The 17,508-nt window shown below is 71.5% G+C and carries 9 protein-coding genes; 5 read left to right on the top strand and 4 right to left on the bottom strand.

The window, feature by feature from the left end; translation table 11 throughout:
* Positions 1–51: 51 nt before the first annotated feature.
* The 3 genes from GA0070611_RS12665 (at position 52) to pulA (ending at position 7,144) form a co-directional block, all read left to right on the top strand.
* Complete coding sequence (locus tag GA0070611_RS12665) at positions 52–714, top strand: hypothetical protein (protein ID WP_091663108.1); 663 nt, start codon at positions 52–54, stop codon at positions 712–714.
* Positions 715–799: 85 nt separating this feature from the next.
* Entirely contained in the window at positions 800–1,489 is a 690-nt protein-coding gene (locus tag GA0070611_RS12660) for a cellulose binding domain-containing protein (protein ID WP_091663105.1), read from the top strand.
* 162 nt (positions 1,490–1,651) lie between these two features.
* The gene (pulA, locus tag GA0070611_RS12655; protein ID WP_091663101.1) at positions 1,652–7,144 is read left to right on the top strand and encodes a pullulanase-type alpha-1,6-glucosidase; all 5,493 of its coding nucleotides are present in this window, start codon (positions 1,652–1,654) and stop codon (positions 7,142–7,144) included.
* 76 nt (positions 7,145–7,220) lie between these two features.
* Here the strand turns inward: pulA and GA0070611_RS12650 are convergent, their stop codons facing one another.
* The 3 genes from GA0070611_RS12650 to GA0070611_RS12640 all read right to left on the bottom strand — a co-directional run bounded on the left by GA0070611_RS12650 (position 7,221) and on the right by GA0070611_RS12640 (position 12,946).
* Positions 7,221–8,981: a hypothetical protein gene (locus GA0070611_RS12650; RefSeq protein WP_091663097.1), complete on the bottom strand. Its 1,761-nt coding sequence runs from the start codon at positions 8,979–8,981 to the stop codon at positions 7,221–7,223.
* A gap of 360 nt (positions 8,982–9,341) precedes the next feature.
* Positions 9,342–11,267: a hypothetical protein gene (locus GA0070611_RS12645; protein WP_231921439.1), complete on the bottom strand. Its 1,926-nt coding sequence runs from the start codon at positions 11,265–11,267 to the stop codon at positions 9,342–9,344.
* Positions 11,268–11,470: 203 nt separating this feature from the next.
* Positions 11,471–12,946 (bottom strand): aminopeptidase P family protein, encoded by a 1,476-nt coding sequence (locus GA0070611_RS12640; RefSeq protein ID WP_091663090.1) that lies wholly within the window; start codon positions 12,944–12,946, stop codon positions 11,471–11,473.
* A gap of 112 nt (positions 12,947–13,058) precedes the next feature.
* Between GA0070611_RS12640 and asnB the strand changes: the two genes are divergently transcribed.
* Positions 13,059–15,020, top strand: coding sequence for an asparagine synthase (glutamine-hydrolyzing) (gene asnB / locus GA0070611_RS12635; RefSeq protein WP_091672839.1), 1,962 nt, complete (start codon positions 13,059–13,061; stop codon positions 15,018–15,020).
* Positions 15,021–15,077: 57 nt separating this feature from the next.
* Here asnB and GA0070611_RS12630 read toward each other — a convergent pair whose 3' ends face one another.
* Positions 15,078–16,163: a lytic polysaccharide monooxygenase auxiliary activity family 9 protein gene (locus GA0070611_RS12630; protein ID WP_091672838.1), complete on the bottom strand. Its 1,086-nt coding sequence runs from the start codon at positions 16,161–16,163 to the stop codon at positions 15,078–15,080.
* 352 nt (positions 16,164–16,515) lie between these two features.
* On the opposite strand from GA0070611_RS12630, the gene GA0070611_RS12625 reads away from it, so the two are divergent.
* On the top strand, positions 16,516–17,448 hold the full coding sequence (locus GA0070611_RS12625; RefSeq protein ID WP_091663087.1) for a carbohydrate kinase family protein: 933 nt from the start codon (positions 16,516–16,518) through the stop codon (positions 17,446–17,448).
* The last annotated feature ends 60 nt before the right edge of the window (positions 17,449–17,508 follow it).

The following is a 17,508-nucleotide window of genomic DNA, read 5'->3' as shown; positions in this document are numbered from 1 at the left end:
CGCCGGAACCGTGACTACGCTGGCGCGTCGGCTGGGCGAGGGGGAACGCGAATGGGTATCGGGCAGGAACGGCCGTCGGAGGCGCCCCGGGTGCTGAGCTCGGTGCCCTGGATCGTCGTGCTGCTCGGCGTCGGCCTGCTGACCGGGCTGCTGGTGGTCGCGATGCTGTCGCTGCGCCGGCCGGAGCGACCGGCGATGCCGAACGCCCTGGACCCACCGATCTACCTGCCCACGATGGGGGCGGAGCCCAGCCCGCCACCCTCCGACGCGCCGGTCGTGCCGGTCGACCGGTCGACCTCGCCGACCGCCTCGCCCAGCCCGACCCCGTCGGCCAAGGTCAGCTCCGCCGCGCCCCGCGCGTCGGCGTCCGCCGGTACCGGGGCGGCGCGCACCGGCACGCTCGCCGCCCGCTATCAGGCCACCGCGAGCGGGCGGGACTCGTTCGAGGCCCGACTGACCGTCACCAACGGCACCGGGGACGCCCGGAACTGGACCGCGGAACTGCTCTTCACCGGCAACGTCAAGGGCCTCCAGGCCTCCTCCGCCACCGGGGTGTCGGTCAGTGTGCAGGGCAGCGGAGTGTTCGTGCTGCGTGGCACCGCGCCGCTGCCGTCGGGCGACACCGCCACGGTGAGCATGCGGTTCACCCGAACCGGCAGCGGGGACCGACCGGGCCGGTGCACCGTCGACGGGGGCACCTGCGTGATCGGCTGAGGCCGCCCGTACCCCACAGGTCGGGCACTTTCCGACATCGCACCCGATCGTTACGCTCACCCGACGAGACCGACAGGGGAGGGTCATGTCCGGCACCCGTCGCGCCCGGCCGGCTTTCGGCGCCGCCATCGCCTCCTCGCCCTGGGTGGTGGTCTCCATCGGGGTGGTCGTGATGGTGGTGCTGCTGGTCGTCGCGCTGGGCGCGGCCCGGGGCCGGCGGACGTACGCCGACATCCCGCCGCCGGACGCCACCATGTCGCTGCCGGGCCCGCCGCCCGTCGGCACCTCCGGGGCGGTGTCGAGCTCCGCCGCCGCGCCGGTGCTGCCGGGCCTGTCGCCCCGGTCGACCGTCCTGCCCGGGTCCCCGACGCCCGGGCCGTCGGGCACCGCCGGGGGCAGTGGGCGGCCACTGCCGTCCGCGACCACATCCGCGGCACCCGCCCCACCGCCCGCCCCGTCGCCGGTGACCGGCCGGTACACGGTGGTGAACACCTTCGACGGTGGCTTCATCGGTGAGGTGCGGCTGGTGAACACGACCGGCGGCCCGCGCGGCTGGACGGTGCGGCTGACCTTCCCCCGGGGTCGGCTGGTGACGTCCTGGGTGGACGGCGCGGAGCAGGGCGTCGGCACCTTCGCCGACGGGGTCTTCACCTATCGCAGCGGGGTGGACCTGGCGCCGGGGGCGTCGGTGCCGCTGCGGTTCCACGTCGAGGACACCGGCACCACCCGCCCGGCTGACTGCGCGGTCGACGGTTCGGCCTGCTCGGGCCTCTGAACCCCGGCCCGCCGTCACCCTCGGCGACGGTCCGGTGGGCCGATCGGTGCTGTCATGTTTCGCAAGACGGCTGCTTTGTTGCGACTCGGTTTGCAAGGTATTGCAGAATGTTTCGGCAAGAGCTAGCGTGCGGGCGAATCAGCGACCAAGGAAAGGCCGTCGATGAAACCCCCGCCGATATCCCCCAAGGCCCTGCTGGCCCTGGTCTCCTCCCTCGTACTCACCCTCGTCGGCGTGCCGGTGGCCCTGCACCAGCTGGGCGCCGACGGCCGTGACCGCGCCACCACCCCCGACGTCCTCGCGGCCGCCGGCGCGCCCCAGTGGGGGCAGGAGCCGTCCGCCGAGACCCTGCTCAAGGCCGGCAGCAGCAAGGCCAGGGCCGAGCAGTTCTACTTCGTGCTGCCCGACCGGTTCGCCAACGGCGACAAGCGCAACGACACCGGCGGCCTGACCGGCGACCGGCTCCGCACCGGCCTCGACCCGGCCGACAAGGGCTTCTACCACGGCGGCGACCTCAAGGGCGTCATCGACAAGCTGGACTACATCCAGGGCCTCGGCACCACCGCCATCTGGATGGCCCCGATCTTCAAGAACCGGCCCGTGCAGGGCACCGGCGCGGACGTCTCCGCCGGCTACCACGGTTACTGGATCACCGACTTCACCCAGGTCGACCCGCACTTCGGCACCAACGCGGAGCTGAAGAAGCTGGTGGACCTCGCCCACCGGCGGGGCATCAAGGTCTACCTCGACATCATCGTCAACCACACCGCCGACGTCATCCGGTACGCCGAGGACAAGTACGGCTACGTCGACAAGAAGACCGCGCCGTACAAGGACGCGCAGGGGCGGGCCTTCGAGGACCGCAACTACGCCGACGGCACCCGCGCCTTCCCGACGGTGAACACGAAGTCCTTCCCGTACACCCCGACCTTCGCCAACGCGGCCGACGCGAAGCTGAAGGTCCCGGCGTGGCTGAACGACCCGACCATGTACCACAACCGGGGCGACTCCACCTTCGCCGGCGAGAACAGCGAGTACGGCGACTTCTACGGCCTGGACGACCTGTGGACCGAGCGTCCCGAGGTGGTCAAGGGCATGACCGACATCTACGGCCAGTGGATCGGCCGGGCCGGCGTCGACGGCTTCCGCCTGGACACCGTCAAGCACGCCAACCTGGAGTTCTGGCCGCAGTTCAGCCAGGGCATCAAGCGCTACGCGGAGCGGGCCGGCAAGCCGGACTTCTTCATGTTCGGCGAGGTCTACAGCTCCGACCAGCAGATCGAGTCGACGTACGTGCGGCGCGGCGGGCTGCCGGCCACCCTCGACTTCTCCTTCCAGGAGGCCGCCCGCGGCTACACGGCCGCCGACGGCTCGGCCAAGTCGCTCGCCGACGTGTACGCCCGCGACGACCTGTACGCGGCCCGCGACACCGACGCCAACCGGCTGCCCACCTTCCTCGGCAACCACGACATGGGCCGGATCGGCTCGTTCATCGCGGCCACCGGCGGGGACGACGCCGCCCAGCTCAAGCGGGACGAGCTCGCCCACCAGCTGATGTTCCTCACCCGGGGCCAGCCCGTCGTCTACTCCGGCGACGAGCAGGGCTTCACCGGCCCCGGCGGGGACAAGGACGCCCGGCAGGACATGTTCGCCTCGAAGACGGCGGACTACCTCGACGACGACCTGATCGGCACCACCCGCACCCACGCCGTCGACCAGTACGACCCGACCCACCCGCTCTACCGGACCATCGCCGAGCTGGGCAAGCTGCGCCAGGCCCACCCGGCGCTGCGCGACGGCGTCCAGGTCACCCGGTACGCGGCCGACGGCCCCGGCGTCTTCGCCTTCTCCCGGGTCCTGCCCTCCGAGCGGGTCGAGTACGTGGCCGCGGTGAACAACGCCGGCACCCCGCAGACTGTCACGGTGGACACCTGGTCGGCCGGCGCGACCTTCACCGGCATCTACGGTGGCGCGGCGGGCGCGACGGCGGGCGGCGACGGCAAGCTGAGCGTCACCGTGCCGGCGATGTCGGCCGTCGTGCTCAAGGCCGACCGGGCGATCCCGCAGGCCGGGGCCGCCCCGAAGATCACCGTCACCGAGCCGGGCGACGCCCCGGTGGCCACCACGGCCACCGTCACGGCGGAGGTCACCGGCGACCCGCTGGCCACCGTCACCTTCGCCGCCCGGGTCCCCGGCGGCCGGTGGACCCTGCTGGGCACCGCCCACCGGGCCCCGTACACCGTGCACCACGACCTGACCGGGCTGGCCGGCGGAACGAAGGTCGAGTACAAGGCCGTCGTCCGCGACGGCAAGGGCCGGATCGCCGCCGCGCGGGGCACCGGCACCGTCGGCACCCCGGCGCAGAGCGCGTCGCGGGACTGGGCGGTCGTGCACTATCAGCGCCCGGCCGGCGGGTACGCCGACTGGGGGCTCTACACCTGGGGTGACATCGACCCGGCGTACCAGACGGACTGGCCCAAAGGGCAGCCGTTCGCCGGGGAGGACTCCTACGGCCGGTTCGCCTGGGTGAAGCTGAAGCCGGGCGCGAAGTCGGTCGGCTTCCTGGTGGTCGACAAGGACGGGAACAAGGACGTCGGGAACGACCGCACCATCGACGTGACGCAGACCGGCGAGGTCTGGGTCAAGCAGGGCGACCCGACCCTCTACCCGACCCGGCAGGCCGCCACCGGCCAGCCGGACCCCGCGGTCGACCAGGGCACCGCGGTCATCCACTGGCGCAAGGCCGACGGTGACTACGCCGGCTGGGGCCTGCACCTCTGGGACGGCGCGGCCAACCCCACCGACTGGGGCAACCCGCTCAAGCCGGAGAAGATCGACTCGTACGGCGCGGTGTTCCGGGTGCCCCTGGCCGCTGGCGCCACCGGGCTGAACTACATCGTGCACAACGGCGACGCCAAGGACCAGCCGGACGACCAGCGGCTCGACTTCGCCACCGCCGGACACGAGATCTGGCTGCTCGCCGGGGTCAAGGGCCGGCTGCTGCCGGCGACCTCGTCCGGGCCGGCGAAGGACGTCGACATCGCCAAGCAGAAGGCGCAGTGGATCGACCGGTCCACCGTCGCCTGGCAGACCGGCCCCACCGACGGCAAGCGGTACGCCCTGGTCGCCGCCCCCGAGGGCGGGCTGAGCATCGCCGACGGCGAGCTGGCCGGGACGTACACCACGATCCCGCTGCGGGCGCAGCGCAACGGGCTGACCGAGGCGCAGCGGCAGGCGTACCCCCAGCTCTGGGCCTATCACGCCTTCGGCCTGGACCGGGCCGACCTGGCCAAGGTGCCGGCGGCGCTGCGCGGTCAGCTCGTGGTGACCGAGCGGGACGCCGAGGGCACCCTGCTCGGGGCGACCGGGGTGCAGATCCCCGGCGTGCTCGACGACGTCTACCGGGCGGCCACCGGGGCGAAGCTCGGGCCGACGTTCGCCGGCCGGGTGCCCACCCTGGCGGTCTGGGCGCCCACCGCGCGCAAGGTCTCGCTCCAGCTCTTCGACTCGCTGGCGGCCCAGCCGACGACCGTGTCGATGAGCCGCAACGACCGCACCGGCGTCTGGTCGGTGCGCGGCGGCAAGGGGTGGACCGGCAAGTACTACCGCTACCAGGTCGAGGCCTGGCAGCCGGCGGTGCAGAAGATGGTCACCGCCTCGGTGACCGACCCGTACTCGGTGGCGCTGGCCCCCGACTCGACGCACAGCCAGATCGTCGACCTGTCCGACCCGGCGCTCGCGCCGGCCGGCTGGGCGAACCTGCGCAAGCCGAAGGCGGCGGCGAAGCCGCAGATCTCCGAGCTGTCGGTACGGGACTTCTCGATCGCCGACAGCACCGTGCCGGCGGAGCGGCGCGGCACCTACCTCGCCTTCACCGACCCGAACACGGCCGGCATGAAGCACCTGAAGTCGCTCGGCCACGCCGGGGTGAACTACCTGCACCTGCTGCCGGCGTTCGACTTCGCCACCATCCCCGAGAAGCGGGCCGACCAGGCCCAGCCCGCCTGTGACCTGGCCAAGCTGCCGCCGGACTCCGACCAGCAGCAGAAGTGCGTCACGGCGGCGGCCGACAAGGACGGATACAACTGGGGGTACGACCCGCTGCACTACACCGTGCCGGAGGGCGGCTACGCCGTCGACCCGGCCGGCGCGAAGCGGACCACCGAGTTCCGCCAGATGGTCGCCGGGGTCAACAACGCCGGCCTGCGGGTGGTCATGGACGTGGTCTACAACCACACCTCGGCCGCCGGGGTCGACCCGAAGTCGGTGCTCGACCAGGTGGTGCCCGGCTACTACCAGCGGCTGCTGGAGGACGGCAGCGTCGCCAACTCGACCTGCTGCGCCAACACCGCGCCCGAGCACGCCATGATGGGCAAGCTGGTGGTGGACTCGCTGGTCACCTGGGCCAAGCAGTACAAGGTGGACGGCTTCCGGTTCGACCTGATGGGTCACCACCCGAAGGCGAACATCCTGGCCGTGCGGGCCGCGCTGGACCGGCTCACCGTCGCCCGCGACGGCGTCGACGGCAGGAAGATCCTGCTCTACGGCGAGGGCTGGAACTTCGGCGAGGTCGCCAACGACGCCCGCTTCGTGCAGGCCACCCAGGCCAACATGGCGGGTACCGGGATCGGCACCTTCAACGACCGGCTCCGCGACGCGGTCCGCGGCGGCGGGCCGTTCGACGCCAACCCGCGGCTGCAGGGCTTCGCCTCCGGGCTGTACACCGACCCGAACGGCGACGACGCCAACGGCTCGGCCGCGGAGCAGAAGGCCCGGCTGCTGCACCAGCAGGACCTGATCAAGGTGGGGCTGACCGGCAACCTGCGCGGCTACCGGTTCACCGACTCGGCGGGCAAGGCCGTCACCGGCGCGCAGGTCGACTACAACGGCGCGCCGGCCGGCTACACCGCCGCGCCGGGCGAGGCGGTCACCTACGTCGACGCGCACGACAACGAGATCCTGTACGACGCGTTGGCGTACAAGCTGCCGCAGGGCACCTCGGCGGCCGACCGGGCCCGGATGCAGGTGCTGGCGCTCGCTACCACCGCCTTCGGGCAGGGCACCGGGTTCGTCACCGCCGGCTCCGAGCGGCTGCGCTCGAAGTCGCTGGACCGCAACTCGTTCAACTCGGGGGACTGGTTCAACCAGATCCGCTGGGACTGCGCCCAGGGCAACGGGTTCGGCGCCGGCCTCCCGCCGGAGCAGGACAACAAGGACAAGTGGCCGTACGCCAAGCCGCTGCTGGCCGACCCGAAGCTGGTGCCGGACTGCGCGGCGATCAACCTGGCCGACGCCCGGTACGCCGAGCTGCTGCGGATCCGTACGTCCTCGCCGGTGTTCGGGCTGACCACCGCCGACCAGGTGCAGAAGCGGGTCGCCTTCCCGCTGTCCGGGGCCAAGGAGACCCCGGGCGTGCTCACCATGACCCTGGACGCCCGGGGCGTGGACGGGAAGTGGAAGTCGGTCACCGTGGTCTTCAACGCCACCCCTGAGGCGGCGACGCAGACGGTGACCGGCCTGCGCGGGGCGAACGTCGCGCTGCACCCGGTGCTGCGGAACTCGGCCGACCCGGCGCTGCGGACCGCGTCGTTCGAGAAGTCGAGCGGCACGTTCACCGTGCCGGCCCGCAGCGTGGCGGTCTTCGTGCAGAGCTGACCTCCCCGTACGCCGTCCGGCCCCCTGCCACGCCAGTGGCAGGGGGCCGGACCGCGTTCCGGTGCGGAGTGAACCGTCAGTTGAAGCAGTCCTTGACGGTGCCTGCGCAGTTGGTGGGGTCGTTGTCGGTGACGGTGGATTCGTCGTCGAGGCGGACCTTGCCCTTGTGGTTGAGGATGCCGCCGGCGACGCGGTGGCCCTTGGAGCTGTCGGTGGCGGTGTTCTTGGTGACGTGGGTCTTGGTCAGGGTGACGGTGCCCTCGTTGTTGAAGATGCCGCCGCCGTTGCTGGCGGTGTTGGCCTTGATCTCGGTGTCGCGGAGGGTCAGGGTGGCGTTGTCGCCCGGGCCTTCGACCCATTCCTGGTAGCCCTCTTCGACCTTGAGCAGGTCCGCTTCGCCGTTGAAGATGCCGCCGCCGAAGCGGCCGGCGGTGTTCTCCAGGATGGCGCTGTCGGCGATGGTGGCGGTGGCTTCCTGCTCGTCTTCGTGCTTGTCGCCGGGCGCGGCGTCGTAGGCCTTCTTGCCGCCGGTGTTGTAGATGCCGCCGCCGTCGTGGCTGGCGTGGTTCTTGGCGACGATGACGTGGTCGAGGTCGAGGTCGGTGTGGGTGGCGTAGATGCCGCCGCCGTTCTCGCAGGCGGTGTTGTCCTTGACGGACGCGCCGGCGATCTTGACGAAGCCGCCCGAGCTGAACACGCCGCCGCCGTTGTCGTCGGCGTTGTTGCCCTCGATGCCGCTCTTGAGGATCTCGACGGTGCCGGCCCTGTCGCGGCCGTCGATGAGCAGGCTGGGGTAGAGGTTGCCCTTGCCGCGGCCGTTGGCGATGCCGCCGCCGTTCTCCCCGGCGGTGTTGTAGGCGATGTGGGTCTCCTCGACGCGGAGCACGCCGAGGTTGAAGATGCCGCCGCCGTTCTCCCGGGCGTGGTTGTTCTCGATCTTGCTCTCGTGCACGTCGACCCGGCCGAAGTTGGCGATGGCGCCGCCGTCGCCCTCGGCGTTGTTGCGGGTCAGGGTGACCTTCTTGAGGTGGGCGCTGCCGCCGCGTTCGACGAGCAGGGCGCCGCCGTCGGCCTCGCCCTCCTTCTTGGGCGGTCCGGGCGGGGTCGGCACGAGCATCGGGGCCGCGCCGCCCTGGCCGCCCTGCGCGCCGCCGGGGACCTGCGGTCCACCCGGCCCGCCCGGCCCGCCCGGCCCGCCCGGCCCGCCGGGGGTGTTGCCGTACTTGAACTCGGCGGCGTTGCCGTCCTTGACGGTGAGGTCCTTCAGGGTCAGGTCGCCGCCGTCGGCGACGCGGAAGATCCGGAAAGCGTCCTCGGAGTCGCGCTTGATCGTGGAGTCGTTGCCCTTGATGGTGATTTCCTGCTTGATCGTGGGCAGGCCGGTACCGGACTTCTTGTCGGCGAAGCTCAGCTCGTAGGTGCAGTGCGGAGCCAGCTTCAGCGTGCCGCCGTGGTCCCGGTTGGCCAGGTCGACGGCCTCGATCAGCTTCTCCTCGTCACAAGGCACCTCACGGACCTTCCCGTGATCGGCGTCCTTGTCCTCGCCACGCTCACCCCGGTCGCGGTCCTTGCCGTCCCGCCCGTACTGGTCCTTGTCCTCGCCCGCGGCGGCTTCCTCGCCCCGGTTGTCGTCCTTGGTGAGCTGCTGCGCGGTCGACCACTTCACGTCGGTGATCCGGTGGGGGCCGGTGACGCCGGTGGTCGCATACGCCACACCGGCAAGGCTGACGGCTCCCGTGAGGCCCACCATGCCGGTGGCGAGCCAGAGCCGGCGACGACGGATCAGGGAAGTCGTCTCACGAGTGGCGTCATCGTTATTGCGAAGGTAGTTGGACATCGGAGCTCTCTGCCCTCTCCTTGTACCCGACAAGGTCGCTTCGCCACGGCGAGGCGGCCTTCGCTACAAATCGGTTGTAGCTGCTGAACAACACCGTATGGGAATCTTCCTCACCTCATGCGCTTATACGAAAAAAGCCCACATTCGGGCGTGGGTCAGGCCGCTGGTGGCGCTATGACGCGCCGAGGCGCAGAGGGATCAGGAAGTAGGAAGACCAGCGCGACGGCACCACAGCGGTCGAGCGTCCCCGCAGGTCGTGTCCCGGACAGACACGACGAACCGCTCCACTCGCCGGGACGGGCGGGGAGTCCCTTTCCGCCGTCGGCCGGCGGAAAGGGACTCCCACGGTTATGTGGTGGTTCAGTTGAAGCAGTCCTTGACGGTGCCTGCGCAGTTGGTGGGGTCGTTGTCGGTGACGGTGGATTCGTCGTCGAGGCGGACCTTGCCCTTGTGGTTGAGGATGCCGCCGGCGACGCGGTGGCCCTTGGAGCTGTCGGTGGCGGTGTTCTTGGTGACGTGGGTCTTGGTCAGGGTGACGGTGCCCTCGTTGTTGAAGATGCCGCCGCCGTTGCTGGCGGTGTTGGCCTTGATCTCGGTGTCGCGGAGGGTCAGGGTGGCGTTGTCGCCCGGGCCTTCGACCCATTCCTGGTAGCCCTCTTCGACCTTGAGCAGGTCCGCTTCGCCGTTGAAGATGCCGCCGCCGAAGCGGCCGGCGGTGTTCTCCAGGATGGCGCTGTCGGCGATGGTGGCGGTGGCTTCCTGCTCGTCTTCGTGCTTGTCGCCGGGCGCGGCGTCGTAGGCCTTCTTGCCGCCGGTGTTGTAGATGCCGCCGCCGTCGTGGCTGGCGTGGTTCTTGGCGACGATGACGTGGTCGAGGTCGAGGTCGGTGTGGGTGGCGTAGATGCCGCCGCCGTTCTCGCAGGCGGTGTTGTCCTTGACGGACGCGCCGGCGATCTTGACGAAGCCGCCCGAGCTGAACACGCCGCCGCCGTTGTCGTCGGCGTTGTTGCCCTCGATGCCGCTCTTGAGGATCTCGACGGTGCCGGCCCTGTCGCGGCCGTCGATGAGCAGGCTGGGGTAGAGGTTGCCCTTGCCGCGGCCGTTGGCGATGCCGCCGCCGTTCTCCCCGGCGGTGTTGTAGGCGATGTGGGTCTCCTCGACGCGGAGCACGCCGAGGTTGAAGATGCCGCCGCCGTTCTCCCGGGCGTGGTTGTTCTCGATCTTGCTCTCGTGCACGTCGACCCGGCCGAAGTTGGCGATGGCGCCGCCGTCGCCCTCGGCGTTGTTGCGGGTCAGGGTGACCTTCTTGAGGTGGGCGCTGCCGCCGCGTTCGACGAGCAGGGCGCCGCCGTCGGCCTCGCCCTCCTTCTTGGGCGGTCCGGGCGGGGTCGGCACGAGCATCGGGGCCGCGCCGCCCTGGCCGCCCTGCGCGCCGCCCTGGCCGCCCTGCGCGCCGCCGGGGACCTGCGGTCCACCCGGCCCGCCCGGCCCGCCCGGCCCGCCCGGCCCGCCCGGCCCGCCCGGCCCGCCGGGGGTGTTGCCGTACTTGAACTCGGCGGCGTTGCCGTCCTTGACGGTGAGGTCCTTCAGGGTCAGGTCGCCGCCGTCGGCGACGCGGAAGATCCGGAAAGCGTCCTCGGAGTCGCGCTTGATCGTGGAGTCGTTGCCCTTGATGGTGATTTCCTGCTTGATCGTGGGCAGGCCGGTACCGGACTTCTTGTCGGCGAAGCTCAGCTCGTAGGTGCAGTGCGGAGCCAGCTTCAGCGTGCCGCCGTGGTCCCGGTTGGCCAGGTCGACGGCCTCGATCAGCTTCTCCTCGTCACAAGGCACCTCACGGACCTTCCCGTGATCGGCGTCCTTGTCCTCGCCACGCTCACCCCGGTCGCGGTCCTTGCCGTCCCGCCCGTACTGGTCCTCGGCGTTCTGTGCGTCCGTATCCTGGCCTTCGCCCCCCTTCTGGTCGTCGGCCTTGCCGGCGTCGCTCACGTTCCGCGGCGCGGCCGCGTGATTCTCCGCGACGCGCTGCGCGTCGTCGGACTTGTCGTTGTCGCGAGCGGCGAGACCACCCAGCGCCGCCAGGCCGACGACGCCGGTCAGCCCGGCTACGCCGGTGGCGACCCAGATCGCCCGCCGCCTGCTCGTCGGCGGCGTCATCCGAGCCTCGCCGTCGGAAGTCGTTACGTCGTTGGACATCAGAGCCTTCCGCCCTTTCGCGCTACCAAAGAGGTCGTACCCGCACCAGGCGGTGCGACTAGCTACAAATCGGTTGCAGCCTCTGAGGCACACCGTATGAGAAGGACCCTCGCGACGTGGACGTATCCGAAGAAAACGCACATTACTCTCAAGTTGAAGGTACCCACCGGGCGGGTGACAACCGGTCGGGAAGGTCCTGACCAGCACGAAAAGCGGCGGGCCCCGCCACCGGCGCCGCGACCACTAAGGTCGTCGGAACGCCGGCGGCGGAGCCCGCCGCGATGGCCGTACGCCGGTCAGCCCGGCAGGCGGGGACCCGCCTCCCGCTGCTCGGCCAGCCAGGTCTCCACCTCGGCCGAGCCGCGCGGCAGCCCCGCCGAGAGGTTCACCGGGCCGTCGACGGTGACCAGGATGTCGTCCTCGATCCGGACCCCGATGCCGCGCAGCTCCTCGGGGACCAGCTCGTCCTCGGGCTGGAAGTAGAGCCCCGGCTCGACGGTCAGCACGTACCCCTCGCCGAGCGGACCCTCCCGGTACATCTCCTTGCGCGCGTTGGCGCAGTCGTGCACGTCGATGCCGAGCATGTGGCTGGTGCCGTGCAGCGTCCACCGGCGGTAGATCGTCGACTCCGGGTCCATCGCCTCGTCCACGCTCACCGGCAGCAGGCCGAGCCCGTCCAGCGCCTCGGTCAGCACCCGCATCGACGCCAGGTGGACGTCGCGGAACTGCACGCCGGGCCGGCACATCTCGATGCCCGCCTGCTGGGCGGCGTGCACCGCGTCGTACACCTGCCGCTGCAACGGGGTGAACCGGCCGTCGACCGGCAGCACCCGGGTGACGTCGGCGGTGTACAGGTTGCGGTTCTCCACGCCCATGTCCATCAGCAGCAGCTCACCCGGGCGGGTGGTGCCGTGGTTGTGCACCCAGTGCAGGACCGTGGCGTGCTCGCCGGCGCCGACGATCGAGCCGTAGCCGACGTCGTTGCCGTCGTGCCGGGCGCGCAGCGCGAAGACCCCCTCCAGCAGCCGCTCGGCGACGCCCCGGTCGGCCGGCAGCACCCGGGCCACGTCCTCGAAGCCGCGCACGGTCGCGTCACAGGCCTCCTGGAGCTGGGCGATCTCCCACTCGTCCTTGACCAGCTTCAGCTCGGCGATCGCGATCGCCAGCTCCCGGTCGCGGGCGGGCTGACCGTCGAGGCGGGCCCCGTCGTACGGGCGCACCGCGGCGTCCACCCGGGGGTCGAAGCCGCGCAGCACCCGGGTGCGCCCCGGGGCCAGGTCGGCCAGCGCCGCGTCGAGGTCCGCCAGGTCGGCGGTGGGCAGCCCCAGCTCGGTCGACTTCTCGTGCAGCGTGGGTCGCCGGCCCACCCACAGCTCGCCGTGCCGGCTGCGGAAGAACTCGTCGGTCAGCCGCGACGAGCGGGGGCGCATGAACAGCGTGGCGTCACCGTTGGGGCGCAGCACCAGCACGCTGTCCGGGTCGAGGTCACCGGTGAGGTACGCGAAGTCGCTGCCCGGGCGGAACCGGTGCTCGGTGTCGTTGGCGCGTACCTTCTCGTTGCCGGTGGGGACGACCAGCGTCTCGCCGGGGAAGGCCGCGGCGAGCGCGGCGCGCCGCTTGGCGTAGTTGGGCACCTCGGGGCGGGGGCCGACCGGCAGCTCGGTGTCCCGCCAGCCCTGCCGCATGAACGCCAGGAACGCCTCCGGGAAGTCCGGGTCGTGTGACTCGGTACCGTCCGCCGGCTTGCCCTGCTGGGTCCGATCCTCGGCCATGATCCGCCCTCCTCGAGCCTCGTCGCTGGTCCAGACGGTATCTCGCGCCCGGTCGCGGGGTGACCCTGCGGTGCCGCGACGCCCGGATCGGCTGCGTGGAAAGATGACCACCATGTGCGGACTCCTGGCCTTCTTCAGCGCGCGCGGCGACGCCGCCGCCCACCGCGACCACATCGCCGGCGCACTGGAGTGCCTGCACCACCGTGGCCCGGACGAGACCGGGGTCGAGGTGGTCGGCGACGCCTCCGGCCGGTACGCGGACGGCGTGTTCGCGCACAAGCGCCTGGCGATCATCGACGTGGCGCTCAGCCACGAGCCACTGCCCTACGCGAACGGCCGTTACCTGCTCACCTTCAACGGCGAGATCTACAACTACATCGAGCTGCGCGACGAGCTGATCCGGGACTTCGGGGCCCAGTTCGCCACCAACGGCGACGGTGAGGTGATCGTCGCCGGGTACCACTACTGGGGCGAGCAGGTGCTCACCAAGCTGCGCGGCATGTTCGCCTTCGTGATCTGGGACCGCCAGGAGCGGCGGGCCTTCGGTGCCCGCGACTACTTCGGCATCAAGCCGCTGCACTACCTGCAGACCCAGGACGGGCTCTACCTCGCCTCGGAGAAGAAGGCGCTGCTGCCGTTCGCGCACTCGGCCTACCAGGGCGACGCCGGCATCGACACGGCCAACCTGAGCCACTACCTCACCCTCCAGTACGTCCCGGAGCCCGGCACCCTGCACCAGGGGATCAGCCGGATCGGGTCGGGGGAGTACCTGACCTGGTCGCCGGGCGGTCGGATCGAGGTGCGCCGCTGGTACCGGCCGGTGTTCCGGCCCGCGCCGGTCAGCGACGAGCAGCGGCTCTACCACGAGATCCGGGAGACGCTGCGGGAGAGCGTACGGATGCACATGCGCTCCGACGTACCGGTCGGGTCGTTCCTGTCCAGCGGCATCGACTCCACCGCGGTCGTCGCGCTGGCCCGCGAGTTCAACCCCAACATCCTCACCTTCACCGTCGGCTACGACGTGCCCGGCTACTCCGAGATCGACGTGGCCCAGGAGTCGGCCCGGCACCTCGACGTGACCACCATCCCGACCAAGATCGGGCCGCAGGACATGATCGACGCGCTGCCGAAGATCGTCTGGCACCTGGACGATCCGGTGGCCGACCCCGCGCTGGTCCCGCTCTACTTCGTGGCGAAGAAGGCCGCCGAGCACGTCACCGTGGTCCTCTCCGGCGAGGGCGCGGACGAGTTCTTCGGCGGGTACACGATCTACCGGGAGCCGCTCTCGCTCAGCTCGGTCAACGGCCTGCCGGACGGCGTGCAGAAGGGGCTGCGGGCGGTCTCGAAGGCGATCCCGCAGGGCGTGAAGGGCAAGAGCTTCCTGGAGCGCGGCACCACCCCGATCGAGCAGCGCTACTACGGCAACGCCCGGATGTTCACCGAGGAGGAGAAGCAGCACCTGCTGCGCCGCTACGACCCCTCGGTGCGCTACACCGACGTCACCGCGCCGATCTACGCCGAGTGCACCGAGTTGGACGACGTCACCAAGATGCAGTACGTCGACCTCTACACCTGGCTGCGCGGCGACATCCTGGTCAAGGCCGACCGGATCTCGATGGCGCACTCGCTGGAGGTGCGGGTGCCGTTCCTGGACCGGGAGGTCTTCAACGTCGCCGCCGGCATCCCGGTCGACCTGAAGCTGCCGCCCCGCTCCGAGGCCACCAAGTACGCCATGCGGCAGGCGTTGCAGGGCGTCGTCCCGCCGGCCATCGTCAACCGCAAGAAGCTGGGCTTCCCGACCCCGACCCGGGTCTGGCTGCGCGGCGAGATGTACGAGTGGGCCCGGCACGTGCTGGCCACCTCCGGCGCGGGCGACCTGATCGACCTGTCGTACGCGATGCGCCTGCTGGAGGAGCACAAACGGGAGGAGGCGGACCACTCCCGCAAGGTGTGGACGGTGCTGATCTTCTGCATCTGGCACGCCATCTTCGTCGCGAAGACCCTCGACCCGGGCATCCAGCGCAACCAGTCGGCGCTGCTCACCAAGCCGGTGGTCGGCAGCATGGTCCGCTGACCCGCGACTACGGAAACGGGCCCCCGGCGACGCCGGGGGCCCGTTGCTGTCAGCCGGTCACCTGCCGGTGCAGGTGACCGTGGGCAGTGTGTTGGCGCCCGGCGCGTTCGCGGTGAAGCCGAAGGTGGTGGTCCCCTCCGGCGCGACCGTGCCGTTCCACGCGGCGTTGGTGACCGTCACCGCGGCCCCACTGCCGCTCAGCGTGCCGTTCCAGACCGAGTTGAGGGTCTGGCCGCTCGGCCAGGTCCAGTTCGCGGTCCAGCCAACGTACGTGCGGGTGCTGTGGTTCATGATCTGCACCTCGCCCTGGAAGCCGCCGGGCCAGGAGCTGACCACCTTGTAGACCGCCATGCACGCCCCCGACGGCATGGTCGGGCTCGACGTCGGGGTGGGCGTCGGGCCGGTCGGGGTGGGCGTGGGACCGGTCGGCGTCGGGGTGGGCGTGGTGGGGGTCGGCGCGGGCGTGGTGGGGGCCGGCGTGCCGCCCGGCCCGATCCCGGTCACCTCGCCGTTGCCGCCGTCGAAGGTCACGTCCGAGCAGCCGAAGAAGTTCTCCTGGCTGTCCGAGCGGACCCAGCGGGAGTAGATGATGTGCCGGCCGCTCTTGTTGGCGGGCAGCGTGCCGTTGAAGTAGTAGTGCCCGTCGTTGGTGCCCGGCGAGCCGAGCGACGGCGGGTTGGTGACCTGGAGGAACGGCTGCTCCTCCAGGTCGCTCCAGGCCAGCGGCCGGGTCGGGCTCCAGCTGTCCTTGGTCACGTAGAAGTAGAAGGTGCCGGGGTGGTGGGCCCAGTTGCTGTACCGGAACTCCATCGTCCTGCCGGCGGTCAGGTGGGTGACCGGCCAGTCGGTGCGGGCCGCGTCGTACCCGCTGAAGTTGGGGTTGCCGCCGCTGCACAGCTTGCCGTCCGGGATGTAGCCGACGGTCCGGCCGCCGGCGTCCGAGCGCAGCACGCTGAACCAGTTGTAGAGCGAGTTCGCCCCGTTCTCGGCGACCGCCGCCGCGCAAGCGGGATTGTTGGGCTTGATCTCACCGGTCGCGGTGAGGCCGTCCTTCCAGCACAGGTAGGTCCGGGCGCCCGGGGTCATCGCCGCGCCGTGGGCGGCGGCCGGGTCGGAGCCGACGACCAGGGCGACGGCGCCCATGGCCAGGGTGGCGGCCGCGGTGAGCAACGCGGCCGTACGGGATCGGTGCACGGGATTCTCCTGACTCGCGGGGCGCGGCGCGCGTCGGCCCGCCCCGCTGCGAGAGCGGATGCGACGATCGCGGTGCGCGGATGCGCGCGCACCGCCGGCGGTCCGTGCCACGGACCGGTGTGCCCTCGCGTCGGCTCGCCCCCGGTGGCCGGCGGGCGCGGCAGCCCCCGCGCCCCTCCGGCAAGCGCCATCCCACCACGTCCGGCAACCGGATGCAATAGGCGTCGATCAATGCCCGGGTCCCGTCGCGCCGCGCCGGCAACTGCGACAGGATCTAGGTACGACGGACGGAGGGCCAGCAATGGGATACGCGGTGGTGCTCGGTGAGGCACTGGTCGACCTGCTCGACGCCGAGCACGACGGGCAGCCCGTCTACCGGCAGGCGGTCGGCGGTGGGCCGCTGAACGTGGCGGTGGCGGTGGCCCGGCTCGGCGGCGACGTCCAGTTCGTCGGCTCGCTCGGCGACGACACCCTCGCCCGACGGATCCGGGCCTTCCTCGCCGCCGCCGGCGTCGGGCTGGCCGGGGCGGTGACCGTACCGGCCCCGACGGCCCTGGCGGTGGCCACCTTCGCCGGCCCCGAACCGGACTTCCGCTTCTACGGCGAGCCCCGCTCGTACGCCCTGCTCACCGCCGACGACCTGGACGTGGCGCTGGTCGAGGGCGCACAGGTGCTCTACTGCGGCTCGATCGTGCTGCTCGACCCGGCGGTGCTGGCCGCCGCCCGGCGGGCCTGGTCGATCGCCGGGGCGCTGCGGGTCTTCGACCCGAACGTCCGGCCCAGCCTGCTGTCCGGCCCGGCTGCCCGCGACGGGTTGCGCGAGGTGGTCACCGAGTTCGCCGCGAGCGCGCACCTGGTGAAGCTGAGCGCCGCCGACGCCCGGGAGCTCTGGCCGCAGGAACCGGTCGAGGGGGTCGCCGCGTACCTGCGGGAGCTGGGCGCGGGGACGGTGGTGGTGACCCTCGGCGCGGACGGCGCGCTGGTCGCCGCCGGTGACGACGTGGTCCGCGTCCCCGCGCCGAAGGTCGACGCGGTGGACGCCACCGGCGCGGGCGACTCGGTGATGGGCGCGCTGATCGCCGACCTGCTCGCCGCCGGGGAGCCGGTGGACCCGGCGGGCTGGCCGGAGCGGGTGGCCTACGCCCTGCGGGTGGCCGGCCTGGTCTGCGAGTCCCCGGGCGGCGCCACCGCGATGCCCACCCGCGCCGCCGTCGCCGCCCGTTTCCCCGCCTGACACCGACCGTCCCCGCCGTCCCCCGAAGGGGCTGTCTCCCGGCGGGCCTGGGCCGCACTT

It is taken from the genome of Micromonospora auratinigra (assembly GCF_900089595.1).
Classification (GTDB): Bacteria; Actinomycetota; Actinomycetes; order Mycobacteriales; family Micromonosporaceae; genus Micromonospora; species Micromonospora auratinigra.
Note: the sequence above shows the minus strand (reverse complement) of the source record. Positions and strands in the feature narration are given on the sequence as shown.